17 protein-coding genes are annotated in these 17,264 nt (G+C 37.9%); 9 read left to right on the top strand and 8 right to left on the bottom strand.

Features of this window, described 5'->3' with window-relative positions:
- Positions 1-1,316: 1,316 nt before the first annotated feature.
- Entirely contained in the window at positions 1,317-1,838 is a 522-nt protein-coding gene (locus tag DHW03_RS10250; RefSeq protein ID WP_165825405.1) for a 5' nucleotidase, NT5C type, read from the bottom strand.
- A gap of 143 nt (positions 1,839-1,981) precedes the next feature.
- Here DHW03_RS10250 and DHW03_RS10255 point away from each other — a divergent pair, with 143 nt between their 5' ends.
- The 6 genes from DHW03_RS10255 to DHW03_RS10280 all read left to right on the top strand — a co-directional run bounded on the left by DHW03_RS10255 (position 1,982) and on the right by DHW03_RS10280 (position 6,356).
- On the top strand, positions 1,982-2,554 hold the full coding sequence (locus DHW03_RS10255; protein WP_109925681.1) for a 30S ribosomal protein S16: 573 nt from the start codon (positions 1,982-1,984) through the stop codon (positions 2,552-2,554).
- Between the two features lie 324 nt (positions 2,555-2,878).
- Positions 2,879-3,403, top strand: coding sequence for a ribosome maturation factor RimM (rimM, locus tag DHW03_RS10260; protein ID WP_109925683.1), 525 nt, complete (start codon positions 2,879-2,881; stop codon positions 3,401-3,403).
- A 59-nt stretch (positions 3,404-3,462) separates the two neighbouring features.
- Positions 3,463-3,897 (top strand): hypothetical protein, encoded by a 435-nt coding sequence (locus DHW03_RS10265; protein ID WP_133248519.1) that lies wholly within the window; start codon positions 3,463-3,465, stop codon positions 3,895-3,897.
- Positions 3,898-3,956: 59 nt separating this feature from the next.
- Complete coding sequence (gene trmD / locus DHW03_RS10270) at positions 3,957-4,631, top strand: tRNA (guanosine(37)-N1)-methyltransferase TrmD (RefSeq protein ID WP_109925687.1); 675 nt, start codon at positions 3,957-3,959, stop codon at positions 4,629-4,631.
- A 138-nt stretch (positions 4,632-4,769) separates the two neighbouring features.
- Complete coding sequence (rplS, locus tag DHW03_RS10275; RefSeq protein ID WP_039474107.1) at positions 4,770-5,117, top strand: 50S ribosomal protein L19; 348 nt, start codon at positions 4,770-4,772, stop codon at positions 5,115-5,117.
- A 69-nt stretch (positions 5,118-5,186) separates the two neighbouring features.
- Entirely contained in the window at positions 5,187-6,356 is a 1,170-nt protein-coding gene (locus DHW03_RS10280) for a mechanosensitive ion channel family protein (protein ID WP_109925689.1), read from the top strand.
- Between the two features lie 143 nt (positions 6,357-6,499).
- Here DHW03_RS10280 and DHW03_RS10285 read toward each other — a convergent pair whose 3' ends face one another.
- Genes DHW03_RS10285 through DHW03_RS10295 form a run of 3 tightly spaced genes read right to left on the bottom strand, consistent with a single transcriptional unit; the run spans position 6,500 to position 9,944 of the window.
- Positions 6,500-7,159, bottom strand: a complete 660-nt coding sequence (locus DHW03_RS10285) for a phosphatidylserine decarboxylase family protein (RefSeq protein WP_109925691.1) — start codon at positions 7,157-7,159, stop codon at positions 6,500-6,502.
- Positions 7,160-7,213: 54 nt separating this feature from the next.
- A complete protein-coding gene (gene hpt, locus DHW03_RS10290) occupies positions 7,214-7,756 on the bottom strand; it encodes a hypoxanthine phosphoribosyltransferase (protein ID WP_109925693.1) in 543 nt (180 codons plus the stop codon).
- Between the two features lie 31 nt (positions 7,757-7,787).
- Positions 7,788-9,944, bottom strand: coding sequence for a transglycosylase domain-containing protein (locus tag DHW03_RS10295; RefSeq protein ID WP_109925695.1), 2,157 nt, complete (start codon positions 9,942-9,944; stop codon positions 7,788-7,790).
- Positions 9,945-10,075: 131 nt separating this feature from the next.
- Here DHW03_RS10295 and DHW03_RS10300 point away from each other — a divergent pair, with 131 nt between their 5' ends.
- From DHW03_RS10300 to DHW03_RS10310, 3 genes are read left to right on the top strand one after another with little or no spacing between them, the layout of a single operon-like run.
- A complete protein-coding gene (locus tag DHW03_RS10300; RefSeq protein ID WP_109926020.1) occupies positions 10,076-11,152 on the top strand; it encodes an Mrp/NBP35 family ATP-binding protein in 1,077 nt (358 codons plus the stop codon).
- A 34-nt stretch (positions 11,153-11,186) separates the two neighbouring features.
- A complete protein-coding gene (locus DHW03_RS10305; protein ID WP_109925697.1) occupies positions 11,187-11,432 on the top strand; it encodes a NifU family protein in 246 nt (81 codons plus the stop codon).
- Between the two features lie 52 nt (positions 11,433-11,484).
- Positions 11,485-12,123 carry a peptidase associated/transthyretin-like domain-containing protein gene (locus DHW03_RS10310; RefSeq protein WP_109925699.1) on the top strand — a complete coding sequence of 213 codons (639 nt, stop codon included), beginning with the start codon at positions 11,485-11,487 and terminating at the stop codon, positions 12,121-12,123.
- 144 nt (positions 12,124-12,267) lie between these two features.
- Here DHW03_RS10310 and def read toward each other — a convergent pair whose 3' ends face one another.
- From def to DHW03_RS10330, 4 genes are all read right to left on the bottom strand, one after another.
- Complete coding sequence (gene def, locus DHW03_RS10315) at positions 12,268-12,828, bottom strand: peptide deformylase (protein WP_109925701.1); 561 nt, start codon at positions 12,826-12,828, stop codon at positions 12,268-12,270.
- A 174-nt stretch (positions 12,829-13,002) separates the two neighbouring features.
- Positions 13,003-14,235, bottom strand: coding sequence for a M16 family metallopeptidase (locus DHW03_RS10320; RefSeq protein ID WP_109925703.1), 1,233 nt, complete (start codon positions 14,233-14,235; stop codon positions 13,003-13,005).
- Between the two features lie 26 nt (positions 14,236-14,261).
- Positions 14,262-14,714, bottom strand: coding sequence for a hypothetical protein (locus DHW03_RS10325; protein ID WP_109925705.1), 453 nt, complete (start codon positions 14,712-14,714; stop codon positions 14,262-14,264).
- A 249-nt stretch (positions 14,715-14,963) separates the two neighbouring features.
- The gene (locus DHW03_RS10330) at positions 14,964-17,114 is read right to left on the bottom strand and encodes a S9 family peptidase (protein WP_109925707.1); all 2,151 of its coding nucleotides are present in this window, start codon (positions 17,112-17,114) and stop codon (positions 14,964-14,966) included.
- Between the last annotated feature and the right edge of the window lie 150 nt (positions 17,115-17,264).

A 17,264-nucleotide genomic window follows, 5' to 3' on the forward strand; every position in this document is an offset into this window, starting at 1 on the left:
TGTATAAAAATTCATTTGCAGGTGCCAAACTAACTAGTTGATTAACAGCTTGTAAAATCTGTAAAGCAAGGGCAGTGCATGTATTAATGTTCGTCCAGCTTTCCACTATAGCCCCGATAGAAAAAATCGGGGGCTGACGTTTCAATCTGGTTTATTTTACTCGGGCTGGTGCACGATGGACTGCGAACCGCTATGGTACGTGTCCTCACGTACCATCATCGAATTGGTTTATTGTTTCGTTAAGACACGAACCAAGGCGCCGAAAGAGGGTAACTGTGTAAAACATTCATTTGCAGGTGCCAAACTAACTGGTTGATTAACAACTTATAAAATTTGTAAAGCAAGGACAGTGCATCTATTTTCGTTCGTCCAGCTTTTCACTATAGCCCCGATAGAAAAAATCGGGGGCTGCCGTTTCAATCTGGTTTATTTTACTCGGGCTGGTGCACGATGGACTGCGAACCGTCATGGTACGTGTCCTCGCGTACCATCATCGAATTGTTTTATTGTTTCGTTAAGACACGAACCAAGTCACCGAAAGAGGGTAACTGTATAAAAATTCATTTGCAGGTGCCAAACTAACTAGTTGATTAACAATTTAAAAAATTTGAAATGCAAAGACAGTGCATCTATTTTCGTCCGTCCAGCTTTTCACTATAGGCCCGATAGAAAAAATCGGGGGCTGCCGTTTCAATCTGGTCTATTTTACTCGGGCTGTTGCACAATAAACAGCTGCCTTAGGTACAACCGCCATGGTACGTGTCCTCACGTACCATCATCGAATTGTTTTATTGTTTTCGTTAAGACACAAACCAAGGCATCGAAAGAGGGTAACTGTATAAAAATTCATTTGCAGGGGCCAAACTAACTAGTTGATTAACAGCTTATAAAATTTGTAAAGCAAGGGCAGTGCATGTATTAATGTTCGTCCAGCTTTTCACTATAGCCCCGATAGCAAAAATCGGGGGCTGCCGTTTCAATCTGGTTTATTTTACTCGGGCTGTTGCACAATAAACTGCTGCCTTAGGTACATTATCTAAAGGGATATGCATTAGAATACGGTCGGTTGGTGCTGCTGCACCATTAACCAAGGGTTTTCTTTGCCCAAAACGTTAATTGAATCACTACGGTTGAAAACTAAACCTGATGGGACGGAAAGCCGCTATTTTTCATAGCGCTTGGAGGTACAGCAGGACAGAACCATACCAAAGCATTGCTGCTATTGCTTTTCTAATCTTTATTTTATGCTATATAAATTGGTTGATGAATCACCACCAAGGGGTAAATTGTTTTGAGCAATTGCCAATTAATTAACGTTAAAGCAACAATCCTGCAATCTCTTCCCAGCTATTAACCCTTTCGTATTCCGTAATCAGCAGGTTATGCGGCGAAGTATATAAAAGCGGTCGCCCTTTAAAGTTTACAAAGTTTTTAATTCGATCATCAATGAGTATATCTGCCTCAACAATTTTATTTCCGCAGAACATAATGTGCTGCCAATCTATAAATGAAAAGTGTTCGGCAAGCCAATCGTATTTATCGATTAGAGAATTTCTAAATTCCATCGCCGCAGAAACAATATACACATCATATTTTTCTTGTAAGGCCTTAATTACCCTTGGGCTATCGGCAATCACCTCTAAATCGCGAAAAAAGCCTGGTTCGTTAATATAATCAAACCATTTCCTGTTCACATCTTGCGGAACATGATGATAAATTTCATTCCCAGCATCAATTTTCAAATCAAGAGGAACACCGAAGTCTCTGTTATAAAGTTTAATAAATTTTCCAAGGGGATCGGCAATTACCTCATCCATATCAATTGCAATTCTTTCCATTTCGTATCTGCAAAAATTTTGGGTCAAATATCCTTAAAACAAAGAAATTAAACTATGTTTTTAATTTACAGTATTTTAGTTATCTTTGCAGCCCCGCAGCACGAAGCTCCGGGAACTATGTTGAATACATAAATACAAAAGAAATGGCAACTAAAATCAGATTGCAAAGATTCGGTAAAAAAGGGAAACCTTTTTTCCATGTAGTGGTAGCAGATTCTCGCTCTCCACGTGATGGTAAATTTATTGAGCGTTTAGGTTCATATAACCCAAACACCAATCCAGCAACCATCGAAATTAACTTCGAAAAAACTTTGGCATGGGTAAACAGTGGTGCACAACCAACTGACACTGCTCGCGCAATCCTATCTTACAAAGGTGTTTTGTACAAAAAACACTTAGAAGGTGGTGTTAAAAAAGGTGCTTTAACTCAAGAACAGGCTGATGAGAAATTTACTGCTTGGTTAAATGCTAAAGCTGGCAAAATTTCTGGTAAAACAGAAGGTTTAGCTACTTCTAAAGCTGATGCACGTAAAGCGGCATTAGTTGCAGAAGCTAAGAAAAAAGAAGATAGAGCAGCCGCTATTGCAGCCAAAAATGCACCAGTTGCAGAAGAGGTTGTTGAAGAAGAAGCTACTGAAGAAGCGCCAGCTGTTGAGGCTGAAGCTACTGAAGAAGCTCCTGCAGCAGAAGCTACTAAAGAAGAAGGCGCAGAATAATTTATTATTTTGTTGCAATGAAATAGCGTTCCGAAACTTTCGGAACGCTATTTTTTTAACTAAAAATGTCATCAAAATTTGGGTGTACCAATTTAACATGAGTTCAGTTTAAGCCCTAAGGGAGAGAGACCAAAGCAATCAATATCCATTAAGATGCTGAAATACATTCAGCATGACGAACGAGTTTTGAAAGATACTTGTCGGATGTAGTCACCTTAAATTTATTTCGAGGTTCTTGGCTTTTTTTAAAGGATATTTTTGTTATCCCGAACGCACATTATTTAAACTTGGCTACACGCTTGAAGATGATTAAACCAAAGGGTTATGAAACACGAAGAAGCATTTTATATAGGATACGTTACTAAAACAAGGGGTTTAAAAGGTGAAGTACAGATCTTTTTTGAATTTGATGAATATGAAAAATTAACGTTCGACGTTGTTTTTGCAGACATGAATGGAAAGCTTGTCCCTTATTTCGTCGCTTCTGCAAAGCTTCAAGCAAATAAAACGGGTTATTTCAATTTTGATGATGTAGATCACATCGATAAGGCCCAACCTCTTTTAAAGAAAAAATTATATCTACCCATTGCTCAAATGCCCGAACGAGCCGAAGATGAATTTTTTTACACCGATCTTAAAGGTTTTATGGCTGTGGATGAAACGCTGGGCGAATTGGGCGAGATACTGGAGGTAAATGAATACCCGCAGCAATTTGTTGCCACTGTCCTTTACAAAGAAACAGAAATCCTCTTTCCTTTAAATGAAGATTTTATTGTAGAAATTGATGATGAAGAGAAAATTTTGACGTTAGATCTCCCTGAGGGTCTTTTAGATGTTTATCTGAACTAAACCCTTGGCTTTGAGCAATTAAATTGTTAGTTTTAGCTTTCATCCTAACCAAAATTAACATGCTCAAAAAATTCATTCAATACACTGCATTCTTATTTGCGGTTATTTCAATCGTTTGTTGCAAAACACCACAGCAGGCCAATTTAAGGGAGATTAAACCGTTTGTTGGAATTTGGAATGTGGTTAATCATCCCGGAAGTAGTATTGTTTTTAAATCTGACGGTAGCTTTTACAACCTCTCAAAAGAGAATGGTACAAAGATCGTCACCCACAGTGGGTCTTATAAAATTTTATCTAACAATACCTACGTTCTTGATATCACCTATGCGCGGGCCGATGCACTTTACCAATTAGCAGGAAAACAATATGTTAACTATTTTACGCTCAGCGAAAAGAACCAAAAGCTGAAGATGAGTGGCGTTGTTGACGGCAAGCTTGGCGGTTCTAAATTGGAATGGGTTGATGAACTGGTTAAGGTGAATACGCTAGATTAGGCGTAATTAGATTTTTTAGAACTTAGGTAAACTCCAACCTCAATTCTTACCTTTGCGACATGCGTTTTGATATTATAACCGTTTTGCCCGCTTTATTAGAAAGTCCGTTTGCACATTCTATTTTGCAAAGGGCACAGAAAAAAGGCATTGCCGAAATTGTTGTCCATAACTTACGGGATTACGCTACCAATAAGCAAAAAAGCGTAGATGATTATCAGTATGGTGGCGGCAGTGGAATGGTAATGAGCATTGAGCCCTTTGCCGCTTGTATTGAAAAGCTTCAGGAGGAGCGTGACTATGATGAAATCATTTTTATGAGCCCAGATGGGGTAACCTTAAATCAAAGCACAGCGAACGAGTTATCCATTAAAAAGAACATCATTATTTTGTGCGGTCATTATAAAGGAATAGATCAACGCATACGCGATATTTTTGTAACCAGAGAGATCTCTGTTGGCGATTATGTGTTAAGCGGCGGAGAACTGCCCGCTGCGATTGTGGTAGATGCAGTAGTGCGGTTAATCCCCGGCGTTTTAAATGATGAGACTTCTGCCCTTTCGGATAGTTTCCAAGGAGAATTACTCGATGCCCCGGTTTACACCCGCCCTGCAGATTGGCGGGGGCATAAAGTGCCTGATGTTTTATTGAGTGGGCATGAGGCAAAAGTAAACGAATGGAGGCACGAACAGGCCTTAGAGCGCACTCAGAAACGTCGTCCTGACCTTTTGGAATAGAAGCATTTAACCTAATCGATTGTGGATTTCTAAAAGATTGTGGAAAAAATTAAATTAGACTTTTTTATATCAAAATATTTCCCTAATATTGCAATCCGATTTTCAAGGTAAAGAAAGTCGGTTTAATAGCTTAAAATCATGGATTTAGTAAAATTTGTTGAAGAGCAGGCCATCGCGAAAAAAGATTTTCCTGCGTTCAAGTCTGGCGATACAGTGAGCGTACACTATAAAATTCGCGAAGGTAATAAAGAACGTGTTCAAATTTACCAAGGTGTTGTAATACAACGTAACAGTGCAGGTGCTAACGAAACTTTCACAGTTCGTAAAATGAGCAACGGCGTTGGTGTTGAGCGTATTTTCCCTTTCAACTCTCCAAACATTGAGAAAGTAGAAGTGAATAGCTATGGTAAAGTTCGTAGAGCAAAATTATTCTACTTACGTGCTTTAACTGGTAAAGCTGCTCGTATCAAATCTTTGAGAAAATAATATTCTTTATTATAAGATATAACCTTCACGACCAAATCGTGGAGGTTTTTTTGTTTATATCTTTGCCGTATGTTAAACGCTGCTTTTTTCGACCAGGTTTTCTGGGGGAACACCGTAAAGGCTTATTTTCTTTTCGGTGGAATTCTTTTAGTTGGGCTTATATTTAGAAGGCTTGTTTCTAAGCTTTTGAGCAAGCTTTTATTCACACTCTTTAAAAGTTTCTCTCAGCAATCGCATGATGACACCTTTGTTGGCTTGTTGTTAAAGCCTATCGAGGTGTTTATGCTTTTCACCACATTGTACCTCTCGATCAATCAGTTGTCTCATCCCTTGGAGGTAGCGGTATTTCACTATCACAAAATTGTTGGCAAGGTAAAGGAATTAATCCCTGTAACCATAGGCGAGTGTATTGATCGTATTTTTCTGTTCTTAATCATTTTATCCATCTTTTGGATTATCTTACGCATCATCGATTTCATTTCGCATGTACTCCTGTTTAAGGCTTCTCTAACCGAAAGTAAGTCTGACGATCAATTGGTGCCATTTTTAAAGGAGCTTTTTAAAACGATAGTGGTTTTCATTGGTTTTTTTACCCTTTTGGGTTTTGTATTTGAGGTTAACGTTTTAACCTTGATTACAGGTTTGGGTATTGGTGGTATTGCCATTGCGCTTGCCGCAAAAGAAAGCTTAGAAAATTTATTGGGCTCTTTCACCATTTTCTTGGATAAGCCCTTTGTAGTGGGCGATTTGGTAAAGGTAGATGGTGTTGAGGGTACAGTAGAAAAGGTTGGCTTTAGAAGTACGCTTATTCGTACTACAGAAAAAACCATGGCAACCATTCCGAACAAAGGGATGATTGATGGAGTACTCGAAAATATGAGTTTGAGAAATTTTAGAAGGGTAAAATTCTCTTTCGGAATAACTTACGAAACCAATGCAGAAACCATTAAAAAAATTGTTGATGAAATTAGGACTTACATTAGAGATCATGCCGATACCAGTGACGATGGCAATGCATACTTTGAGGGTTTTGGCGATTCCGCTTTAAATATAGAGGTTATTTATTTTGTTTCGATTACTGCATATAACGATTATCTGTCTATAAAACAGGAAATTAACTTCAAGATCATGGAAATTGTAATGCGCAATAAATCTGATTTTGCCTATCCTACTCAGCGGCTGATTAGTGATAAATTAGCAGGAACTGACGATAAGGTGGGTAATGATGCCACCGACTAATTGCAGAAACAGATTTAGCTTTGTGTGTTTTTAAGTTATCTTCAGATATTCAAGCAGCATAATCAATGGGTTCATTGTGAGCCCAAAGGATTAACCAGACTAAGCCTGATGTCAATTATAAAATCTTGGTTGGTGTTTTTAAACTAGCTTAAGGTAGCTAAGGTAGTAATTCCGCCTTTTACAACTTGATTAAGTTCTACATTAACTTTGGTGCCTACAGGAAGAAAAACATCTACTCTTGAACCAAATTTGATGAAACCGAATTGCTCTGCCTGTACCACTTGATCGCCTTCTTTAACATACCAAACTATTCTACGTGCTAAAGCACCGGCAATTTGACGAAATAAAACGGGTGTGCCAGATTTATGCTCTACTACCGTAGTTGTACGTTCGTTTTCTGTTGAAGATTTTGGATTCCAGGCAGCAAGATATTTACCTGGGTGATATTTGAAAAACTTAACCACTCCGGAGATTGGATTGCGGTTAATGTGAACATTTACCGGCGACATAAAAATAGAAACCTGTAAGCGTTTGTCTTTAAAATATTCACCTTCTTCTGTTTCTTCTATCACCACAACTTTACCATCGGCAGGGCAAATTACCAAATTTTCGCCCGCAGAGAAACTCCTGCTTGGATTGCGGAAAAACTGTAAAACAATAATAAATAATGCGGCTGAAAAAATATAAATAAACCAACGCAACCAGGTTACATCATAATATTTGTAATCTACAAAGGCGTTTATGATGAAAATAAACAATATGGTTAAAGCTATAGTGGTGTAGCCTTCTTTATGTATGGTCATTTTGTTAAAATTATTGGGCAAAGGTGCAAAAAATAAATTAATCCAATCTAATAATTATGCTTCTGTTGCTCTGTAAATATCGGTTAGGTTTCTACCTAAGCCATTATAGTCTAATCCATAGCCCACCACAAATTCATTAGGAATTTCAAATCCAACGTATTCCAACTCTTCTATTTCGTATTGCAAAGCTGTTGGTTTAAGCAGTAAGGAGCTCACCCTAATTGATGCTGGTTTTTTCTCTTTGATGGTTTTTAAGATATGGGTTAGGGTAAGGCCTGTATCTACAATATCTTCAACAATTACAATGTCTCGGCCTTCTATATCTTCTGGCAAGCCGATAAGTTCTTTCACCTTGCCTGAGCTTGATGTGCCCTCGTATGAGGCTACCCGCATAAAAGCGACTTCGCATGGCACATTAATTTCTTTGATTAAATCGGCCATGAATAAAAAGCTTCCGTTTAAAATGCCAATAAATAAGGGACATTTGCCTTCATAATCCACATTCATTTGAATTCCGATCAATCGAATTCGCTTATTTATGGTATCGTTTTCTAAAAAAATCTCGAATTCTTTATCTTCTACTTTAATTTTATGCACTTCTGGAGTCGTTTGGTTAATGTATGCTTTCTTATTGAGGGTTTTCTAATTCCTTCTCTCTACGCCTTTGTTCTCTACGTTCTTGGCGCAATTGTTTTTTGGTTTTTGCGGTATCGCCTGGCTTAATGGCCTGCCTATTGCCTGTGTCTTTTTTTGAACCGCCTCCAAAAATCCTATCGAATAGATTTTTATTCTTATCCTGCATAATTACGGGCGGCATTCCCTCATCCTCCTCATCAAAAGCTGTTGTATCAACTACCGCAGTATCTGGGGCTAAATATTGGCGTAAGCCCTCACGTAAACGAACGTTGTAAAAACCGTATCCAGAAGTGTCGCCAGGTGTTAAGCCTCTTCTCGCCATAATGTTTCCCATAAATCGGAAATAATTAAACATATAAGGCTTTAAGCTTCCATCCGCCATAAATTTGTACATAGAGGCTTTTGGTTTCGGAACTATACTAGCTAAGAAAAGGCCATCGCCAATGGTTAAATCGGCAGGTTGTTTGCCGAAATAATATCTTGAGGCTTCTCCAATCCCATAGATATTTTGGCCAAGTTCCATAATGTTGAAATACACTTCCAACATCCGTTGTTTGCTCACCAAATGATTGTGTTCAATCAGCCAAACGATAAGAATTTCTTCGGCTTTACGGGCAAGTGTTTTTTGGCGACTTAAGTAAACATTTTTTACCAACTGCATGCTAATGGTACTGCCGCCCCTTTTAAATTTCTTTTCCTTAAAATTTACGGCAATAGATTTGCGAATAGATTCTTCCACGAAGCCGTTATGCGTAAAGAATGAAGGATCTTCAGCAGTTAATACGGCATTGATAAAGTTTTTTGAGATGGATGATAGCGGTGTGAAGTTTGGATTTGATGGACCGATGGTAATGTCTCGCATGGGTTTGCCATACTCGTATGGGGTGTAAACAAAAGGACTGTTAATTTTCTGCAAATTTGTTTTGCCCCATTGGATAATTTTAAAATCAACCGGTGTTAAGGTAGAACTGAAGCGAACGCTATCTGGAATCTTGGTGTCTAGATAAAAATTCAAATTGTATTTAACCTTTCCTTGAACCTTCAACCCTTCTAAAGATTCGAACAGGCCTTGTGGAAAGGCGTTCAACACCGCCTGCGCATCTTGTTCTTCTGCATTGAGCTTAAGTTCGTAAATTTTATTTTTGCCTAAGGTGTATTTAACGTAAGGATGGATTTCCGCATCTTTTAGGTAAGCGGTTGAGGTGCTATCCAAAGCAATAAAATTTGGCCCAACTAAAACATCAGCATCAAGCTTTGCACTTTGAATAATGATGTCATTACTTGCAATTCTCGCTTGGTTAATTAACATATTTTTAACGGACCAAGAACCAGAGATTTTATAATCATCACCACTATAGCCTGCGTCTTTAAGTTCCGTTTGTAGGGTGTCGAAGCTTAATTTTGCATGAAGCTTTTGATTTAGGTAGGGCAATTCGAGCTTCTTTCCATCTGCGTAAGCACTAAAACTTAGCTTTTTCCTGCCAGGTTTTACCAAGCCATCAATGTGCCAAGTGGACTCTCCGTTATTTACATTGATGGTCGATTTTAAATCACCACCATCAATTGTGGCCGTTGTGGCGAAGCTCAGTTTGGCAGTATCATGGTCGTTAAATTTGAAAACCATGTTCTTTACGTCCATATCATCAGGAATTTTATACAAAACCTGATTTAGAATGTTGTTTGCTATTTCTGGTAAGTTGGCTTTACCCTTGTTTTCTGTGCTGTCTTTTTTCTTCCTTTTTAAGATGAAATCGATGTTGGTTGTCGAATCTTTCAGAACGATACTAACATAACCATCATTCAGTTTTACTTCTGATAACTTAACGTTCCCGAATAGTAAAGGGAATAATTTAACGCCAACACTGAGCTCGCCTATGTTTGAAAGGGTATCACGATCTTTTGGTACGACAGAAATTGCCGTCATTTTTACGGTGCTTAATCCGGTAAAGCCTGCTGAACCGATTTTAACGTCGAGGCCATAATCTTTATCTGCTTTCGCAATGGCTTTCGCAACCATCTTTTTCAGAAGAGCTTCTCTTTTACTATATGCTACAGCCCCTAGCGCCATACAAATAATCAAAATAACGCCAAAAATCCAGGCACCAATTTTTAAATATTTTTTAGGGATCTTAATTTTTGGTAATTGCATATAGTCGTTAAAATGGTTAATTGCTTAAACGTAACAATTAAATGTTTATTTCGTGTTAAAATTACAGTTAAAAACCCTAAATAAAAGTATTTGTGGCTACGTTTTGTTAATTTTGAATTTAAATTAATATGATGCAGATAAGCCCGCAACAAGTTTTAGATGCCCTTAAAAATGTAGAAGATCCAGATCTTAAAAAGGATTTGGTTACCTTAAACATGATTAAGGATTTACAGATAAACAACAATCAGGTAAGTTTTACGCTTGAACTTACAACACCAGCATGCCCGATGAAGGAAATGCTGAAAAATGCCTGTAATAATGCAATAAAGCATTTTGTATCTGCCGAAGCTCAAGTGTCCATCAATGTTACCTCTCGCGTTACTCAACCCATAAATTCATCTTCGTTAGATAACATAAAGAACATCATTTTGGTTTCATCTGGTAAGGGTGGTGTTGGTAAATCTACTGTAGCCAGCAACCTTGCCGTTGTTTTGGCTAAAAACGGTGCTAAAGTTGGTTTGATTGATGCTGACATTTACGGCCCATCTGTACCAACCATGTTCGATTTAGTTGATGCTAAACCTGGTGCTGAGGAAACGGCAGATGGCAAAACAAAAATATTACCGATAGAAAAATATGGGATAAAATTACTATCCCTTGGCTTCTTTGCAGATCCTGGTCAGCCTGTACCATGGCGTGGGCCAATGGCTTCGAATGCGGTTAAGCAGTTGTTTAACGACACGAATTGGGGAGCCTTGGACTATTTAATTGTTGATCTTCCTCCAGGCACTGGCGATATTCACATCACCATAACTCAAAGTTTCCCAATTTCTGGTGCGGTGGTGGTAACTACCCCTCAGCAGGTGGCTTTGGCCGATACCCATAAGGGCTTGGCGATGTTTAGGATGCCAGGGATTAACATTCCGGTTTTGGGTGTAATTGAAAACATGTCTTATTTTACCCCAGCTGAGTTGCCTGACAATAAATATTACATTTTTGGAAATGGTGGCGGAAGGAAATTGGCAGAGCGATTTGATGTTCCTTTTCTGGGTGAAATTCCGATTATTCAAAGCATTTCGGAAGCAGGTGATAGCGGAAAACCTGTAGCATTAAATCAAAACCCGCTTTTGGATGTTGTGTTTGGAGATATTGCAAGTAAAATTGCGCAGCAAATTTCCATTAACAACGCGCAAGTGGCGAATTGCTAAAAAATTACTATTTTTATATTTTAAAAAACAGATAATGAATTTAACAGAGCGAGTTGAACAGGCATTGGAAACCATAAGACCATATTTGATGGCAGACGGGGGGAATGTTTCTGTTGAAGAAATTACTTCAGATGGCATCGTTAGATTAAAGCTTTTGGGAAACTGCGGTTCTTGTCCAATGAGTTTTATGACTATGAAATCTGGAATTGAACAAGCCATTATCAAAGCTGTACCAGAAATTACCTCGGTTGTTGCCGTTAATATGGCCGAGCAAGAATAGCTTTAACAATATTTAACAAGGAAGTTTTATTATTAAAATTACTTTTGTCTTAATGAGATATTGCGTTACCCTAATTTTATTGATTTGTTCTGTAACCGCTTTTGCCCAACAAAAGCCGGCCCAGGATAAGCTTATTCAATTTTCAGGGATTATAACCGATATGGACAGTACAAATGTAATTCCATACGTAACTATTACCAATCTTTCAGCAAAAAGCAAACGCGTTGCTGCCGATTATAGGGGTTATTTCACTTTTATTGTAAATCCGGGTGATACAATTCTGTTTACGGCAATTGGTTATAAAAAATTCTCAACGGTTATACCTACTACCACTCCAGATAACAAATACACCATCATGGTGAAGCTTAAAGCGGAGGTAATTAACCTGCCAACCGTGCGTGTTTTCCCTTGGGCCACAACGGAAGAATTTACGCGTGAGTTTTTATCGATGAAGCTGGCTGATGATGATATGGCCATAGCCAAGAAAAATCTTTCAAGATCTTCTATTGACGGTTTGATTCAAACCTTACCGCGTGATGGGCAGGAAATTGGAAGTCAGAACTATCGCTATAACTTTGATCGGATGATTAATAAGAACATGGTTCAAACCAACCCATTGTTAAATCCTTTTGCATGGGGTAAATTAATGCAGCAAATTTTTGATGGCGATAAAAGCCGGAACGAGAATTAAAAGGCAAAAAAAAAGGAAAATGTTCCCATTTTCCCTTCTATTTTCTAAATCTAATCCTGAGTTTGGTTTAGCCCTAAGCTGGAATTCAGCAAGACCAACCCGTTTCAAAAGATATTTATTAGTTCAACTCAAGTTAAATCTGAACTATCTTTTCTTACTCTTATTCGGAAATTTCATTTTGTAGTCTGTTTTGATGTTTCCTTTTGAAATGGCATCTAATTTACTTTTAAGTAATGTTTTACGTAAAACGCTTACCTTATCTGTAAAGAGCTTTCCTTCTATGTGATCATATTCGTGCTGAATGACGCGGGCGGGCATTCCATCAACATCATCAATATGCTCAACCCAGTTTTCATCAAAATATTTTACCTTAATATTTGGTTTGCGCATGATATTTTCGCGAATATCTGGAATGCTTAAGCATCCTTCGTTAAAGCTCCAGGCTTCACCTGTTTCTTCCAAAATCTGGGCATTTATGAATACTCTTTTGTAACCTGCTTTTCCATCGTCATCTTCACCCGTATCTACAATAAATAAACGGATTGGCAAGCCAATTTGTGGTGCAGCAAGGCCCACACCGTTGGCATAATACATGGTGTCGAACATGTCGCTAATCAACTGTTTTAGTTCTGGATAGGATTGGTCTATATCGGTTCCAACTTTTTTTAATACTGGATCGCCGTAAGCTACTATTGGTAATTTCATTGTGTATGCTATTTTTCAGATCATTGAATCTGAACGTATTTGTTATCGTGTTTTTTGAGTATGCATGCTGTCAGAGGATCTATGCCCGCATAACCGTTTGGTATGTCATTTTATTTTACATCAAAAAATACTTCTTGATTTGGGAGAACGGAATATTATTTACAAAAATAACAATTATTCCAATATTGGGCTGAAAGTAAAAATATTCAGTTTATCAATATCCAAAACTTCGTCGGCGATTTCGGCTACTTCTTTGGTTGTAACCTGGTTTATTTTTTCAAAAACCTGCTCTAACGAATCGATTTTGTTATGATCGATTAAGCTTTTGGCCATAGAGATGATTAGGCCAATCCGATTTTCTTCGCCCAAAGCAATTTGACCAATGAATTTGTTTTTGGCTTTTTGCAACTGCAAATCGTTGAGGGGATAATCTCTTAACTTCTTAATTTCTTTGAAGATTAGCGATAAGGCTTTTTGTTGTTTTTCTTTATCTGTTCCAAAATAGATGGAAAAAATTCCGGTATCGCTTAGTGGAGAAAAATTAGATTCGATGGTATAAGCAATCCCATACTTCTCTCTGATTTGAAGATTCAATACCGAACTCATTCCATTACCGCCAAAATAGTTGTTAAGCAACATTAATCCAGCTTTCTTTTTATCGTGTGTGGAATACGTTTGAGCCCCCACAATACAATGCGATTGCATAATCGGTTTGTAAATCGTGGTGTTAGATGGGGCTAAGATGCTTGGCTTTATTCTGTTTTGGGTGGGCGAATTTTCTTCTACATCAGTAAAGTGCTTGGTGCCTTTTTTAATGATGCTATTGAAGGTGTAGTTCCCTAAAACAGCGATAACGATTTCATTGGTTCGGTAATTTGCTTTTCGAAAGTTTATGATGTCTGTTCTGGTAAAATTTTGAACCGACTCGGTGGTGCCTAAGATATTGTTCCCCAAGGCATTACCGGCAAATAGCATGTCTTCAAAATCGTCGTTTATGGCTTCTTCTGGTTGATCTAAATAAGATGCAATTTCATCAAGTATAACACTCTTTTCTTTATCCATTTCATCTTCTGGAAAGGTAGAATGAAAAATAATGTCGTTGAAAAGATCTAACGTTCTATCCAAATATGGATTCAAAAAAGAGGCATGTACACAGGTGTATTCTTTGGTGGTATAAGCATTTAAATCGGCCCCTACACTTTCTAATCGATTTAATATCTGGTTTGTGCTGCGCTTTTCGGTGCGTTTAAAAATGAGGTGCTCAATAAAATGCGCCAAGCCAGCTTTGTTTTCTGGTTCATCTCTAGAGCCTGTATTTACAATTATGCAGGCATGAGATATTGCGGAAGCTGAAGGTACATGCAATAAGCGGATGCCATTGGGCAGGGTATGAACATTGTATTCCATTGGAAGGCAAAGATAAGGCTATTTGCTTACAATGCCTCGCTTTCTGGGTATTGCAATTGTAAATCCGATATCACTTTATCTTTGGTTGGCCTACTACGGATTAAAAAAAAGAGACTAATCCCTGCAAAAATTAAAAAGAATGCATTTGTTGTTATAAAAAAACCAACAATGTTTAAAAGCGCGCCGCCGTCCAAAAAGGCTGAAGCTACAATAAAGGCTGCTTGATATTGCCCTAGCTTTGCATCCAAAGAATGGGCTGGATTGATTTTAGAAAGGAGTTGTTTTTTCAAAAAGATGCTTGCACCTAAAGTTGCCATACCAATAATTGGGAAACTGGGGTTAAGGGGTGCCGTATTTTCGAGTTTTGCATCGAACACCATCATGTTCTTATTGATGATAATGGTAACGATGGCAAATAGAAATATACCAGCGCAAAGTGCAAGATGAATGATTTGGAGCGTTTTTAATTTTGAATTCATGCGTATTGAAAGTAAAATTTATTGAGTTAATGCCATTTACGAGACATCAACTCACACTAAATATATTAACCTGAGTTCGGGATAACAAAAATATCTTTTAAAAAAACTGAGACCCTGAAATAAATCAGGGTAACGATTTCCGATAACGATATTTTAGAGGCTTACGTCATCTGATTTTATTTCAGCATCTTAATGGATATTGATTTAATTGGTTCCCCTTAGGACTTAACCCGAACTCAAGTTATATTATTATTTACGTATTCCCTCCAAGGCAAAGAAAAAGGCATAGCCTAAAGCTTCTTCTTTTAAATAATCGAAACGGCCTGATGCACCACCGTGGCCAAATTCCATATTCGTCTTTAGCAGGAGCACATTCTTGTCGGTTTTTGTGGCCCTAAGTTTTGCAACCCATTTTGCCGGTTCAAAATATTGAACTTGACTATCGTGCAAGCCTGTAGTAACCAACATGTTTGGATAGGCCTTAGCTTCTACGTTTTCGTAAGGGGAATAGCTTTTCATATAGTCGTAAGCCTCTTTTTTCTTCGGATTTCCCCATTCATCAAATTCATTTGTGGTTAAAGGGATCGTTTCATCTAGCATGGTGTTTACCATATCAACAAATGGAACATCTGCAATTACACCGTTCCATAAATCTGGAGCCAAGTTAACAACTGCGCCCATTAATAATCCACCCGCACTTCCCCCATTAGCATACAAATGTCCTTTGCTGGTGTATTTTTGATTGATCAGGTATTCGCCACAGGCGATAAAATCGGTGAAGGTATTTTTCTTTTTCATCAACTTACCGTCTTCGTACCACTGCCGGCCAAGCTCTTGTCCGCCACGAATGTTTGCAATTGCAAAAACAAAGCCTCGGTTAAGCAAACTTAATCTTGGTGTAGAAAAGTACACATCAGAATTTACCCCGTAAGAACCATAACCATAGAGCAATAATGGCGAATTTCCGTTCTTTTCAAATCCTTTTTTATAGACCAAAGCAATTGGAATTTTAGTTCCATCTTTAGCATTTGCGAAAACACGTTCAGTTACATATTCTTTAGGGTCGTATCCGCCAAGCACTTCTTGTTGTTTCATTAACTGCTGTTTACGTGTATTCAAATCATAATCGTAAACAGAATTGGGTGTGGTTAGCGAGGTATAGGCATAGCGAAAGGTTTTGCTATCATACTCTGCATTAGAGCCAAGGCCTGCATCATAGGCAGGTTCATCAAATTTGATGTAATAATCGCTGCCATCTTTTTTAAGTACATGCAAATCGGTTAAGCCATTTTTACGTTCAGATAGCACCACATATTCTTTAAATTCTTCTACGCCTTCTAAAAGTACGTCAGAACGGTTGGGGATCACTTCTTTCCAGTTTTCTTTTTCGGTTTTATCCAATGGGCATTCCATCAGCCGGAAGTTTTTTGCATTCCAGTTGGTGCGAATTAAAAATTTACCATCAACAGGATAAACATCATAAAGCACATCTTTTGAACGAGGCGAAAATACCTTAAAATTTGATTCCGGATGCTTTGCATCAAGCATTCGCATTTCGGAACTTAGTGTACCTTCCGATTCAATTAAAATGAATTTACCATTTTTAGATTTTCCTACCCCGATGTAATTGGTGTTGTCTTTTTCATCATAAACAATCACATCGCTTTTAGCATCGGCGCCTAAAGTGTGTTTTTTAATTTTTTCGCTCAATAAGGTTATCGGATTATTGGCGGTATAGAAAAGGGTTTTATTGTCGTTGGCCCAAACGGCTCTTCCGTTGGTATTGGTTACGGCATCTTTATATACCTCGCCAGTTTCTAGGTTTTTGATGTTTATGGTGTACTGCCTGCGCGAAACTTTATCGACCCCAAAGGCCAAGAGTTTGTTATCGGGACTGATGCTAAAGCCTGTAGCACTGTAATATGCATGTCCTTTTGCCAAATCATCCACATCCAACAAGATTTCTTCTTGAGCGCTTAGGCTTCCTTTTTTACGGCAATATTTAAAGTATTGTTTGCCATCGTCGGTTCTGGTATAATAGAAATAGCCATTTTTAAATACGGGAACCGTTTCGTCTTTTTCTTTGATTCTGGCCTTCATTTCGGCAAATAAATCTGCTTGAAACTTTTGGGTTCCCTTCATCATGGTATTTAAATAGGTATTCTCTGCTTTCAGATAATCAACAACTTTTGTGCTGTCTGGGCCTTTTTTAAAATAATCTATCATCCAATAATAGTTATCTATTACGGTGTCGCCATGTAAAATTCTTTTTTTCGGAATAATCTCTGCCACTGGGGCTTTAGCATCGGGCCATTTATACGTTTCCATCTCTGTTTTTTTTGGGTAGTTGCAGGCTGTAATTGCACAAAGCAACAGCATGCTAGGTAAAATCAGTTTCATAATACCATTAGGGGGTTGAGGTTAATGCAATATAAAGTTTTTATCGGAGATTTAGATGAGGGTACAGAATTATCAAATTGGCAAAAATTCATCATCACATTGATATTCATTCGAATTTTAAAAATAGATGTTAAATTGCCGCATTAAATG

Origin of the sequence: Pedobacter yonginensis, assembly GCF_003173595.1 — a bacterium.
In the GTDB taxonomy this organism is placed as follows: domain Bacteria; phylum Bacteroidota; class Bacteroidia; order Sphingobacteriales; family Sphingobacteriaceae; genus Pedobacter; species Pedobacter yonginense.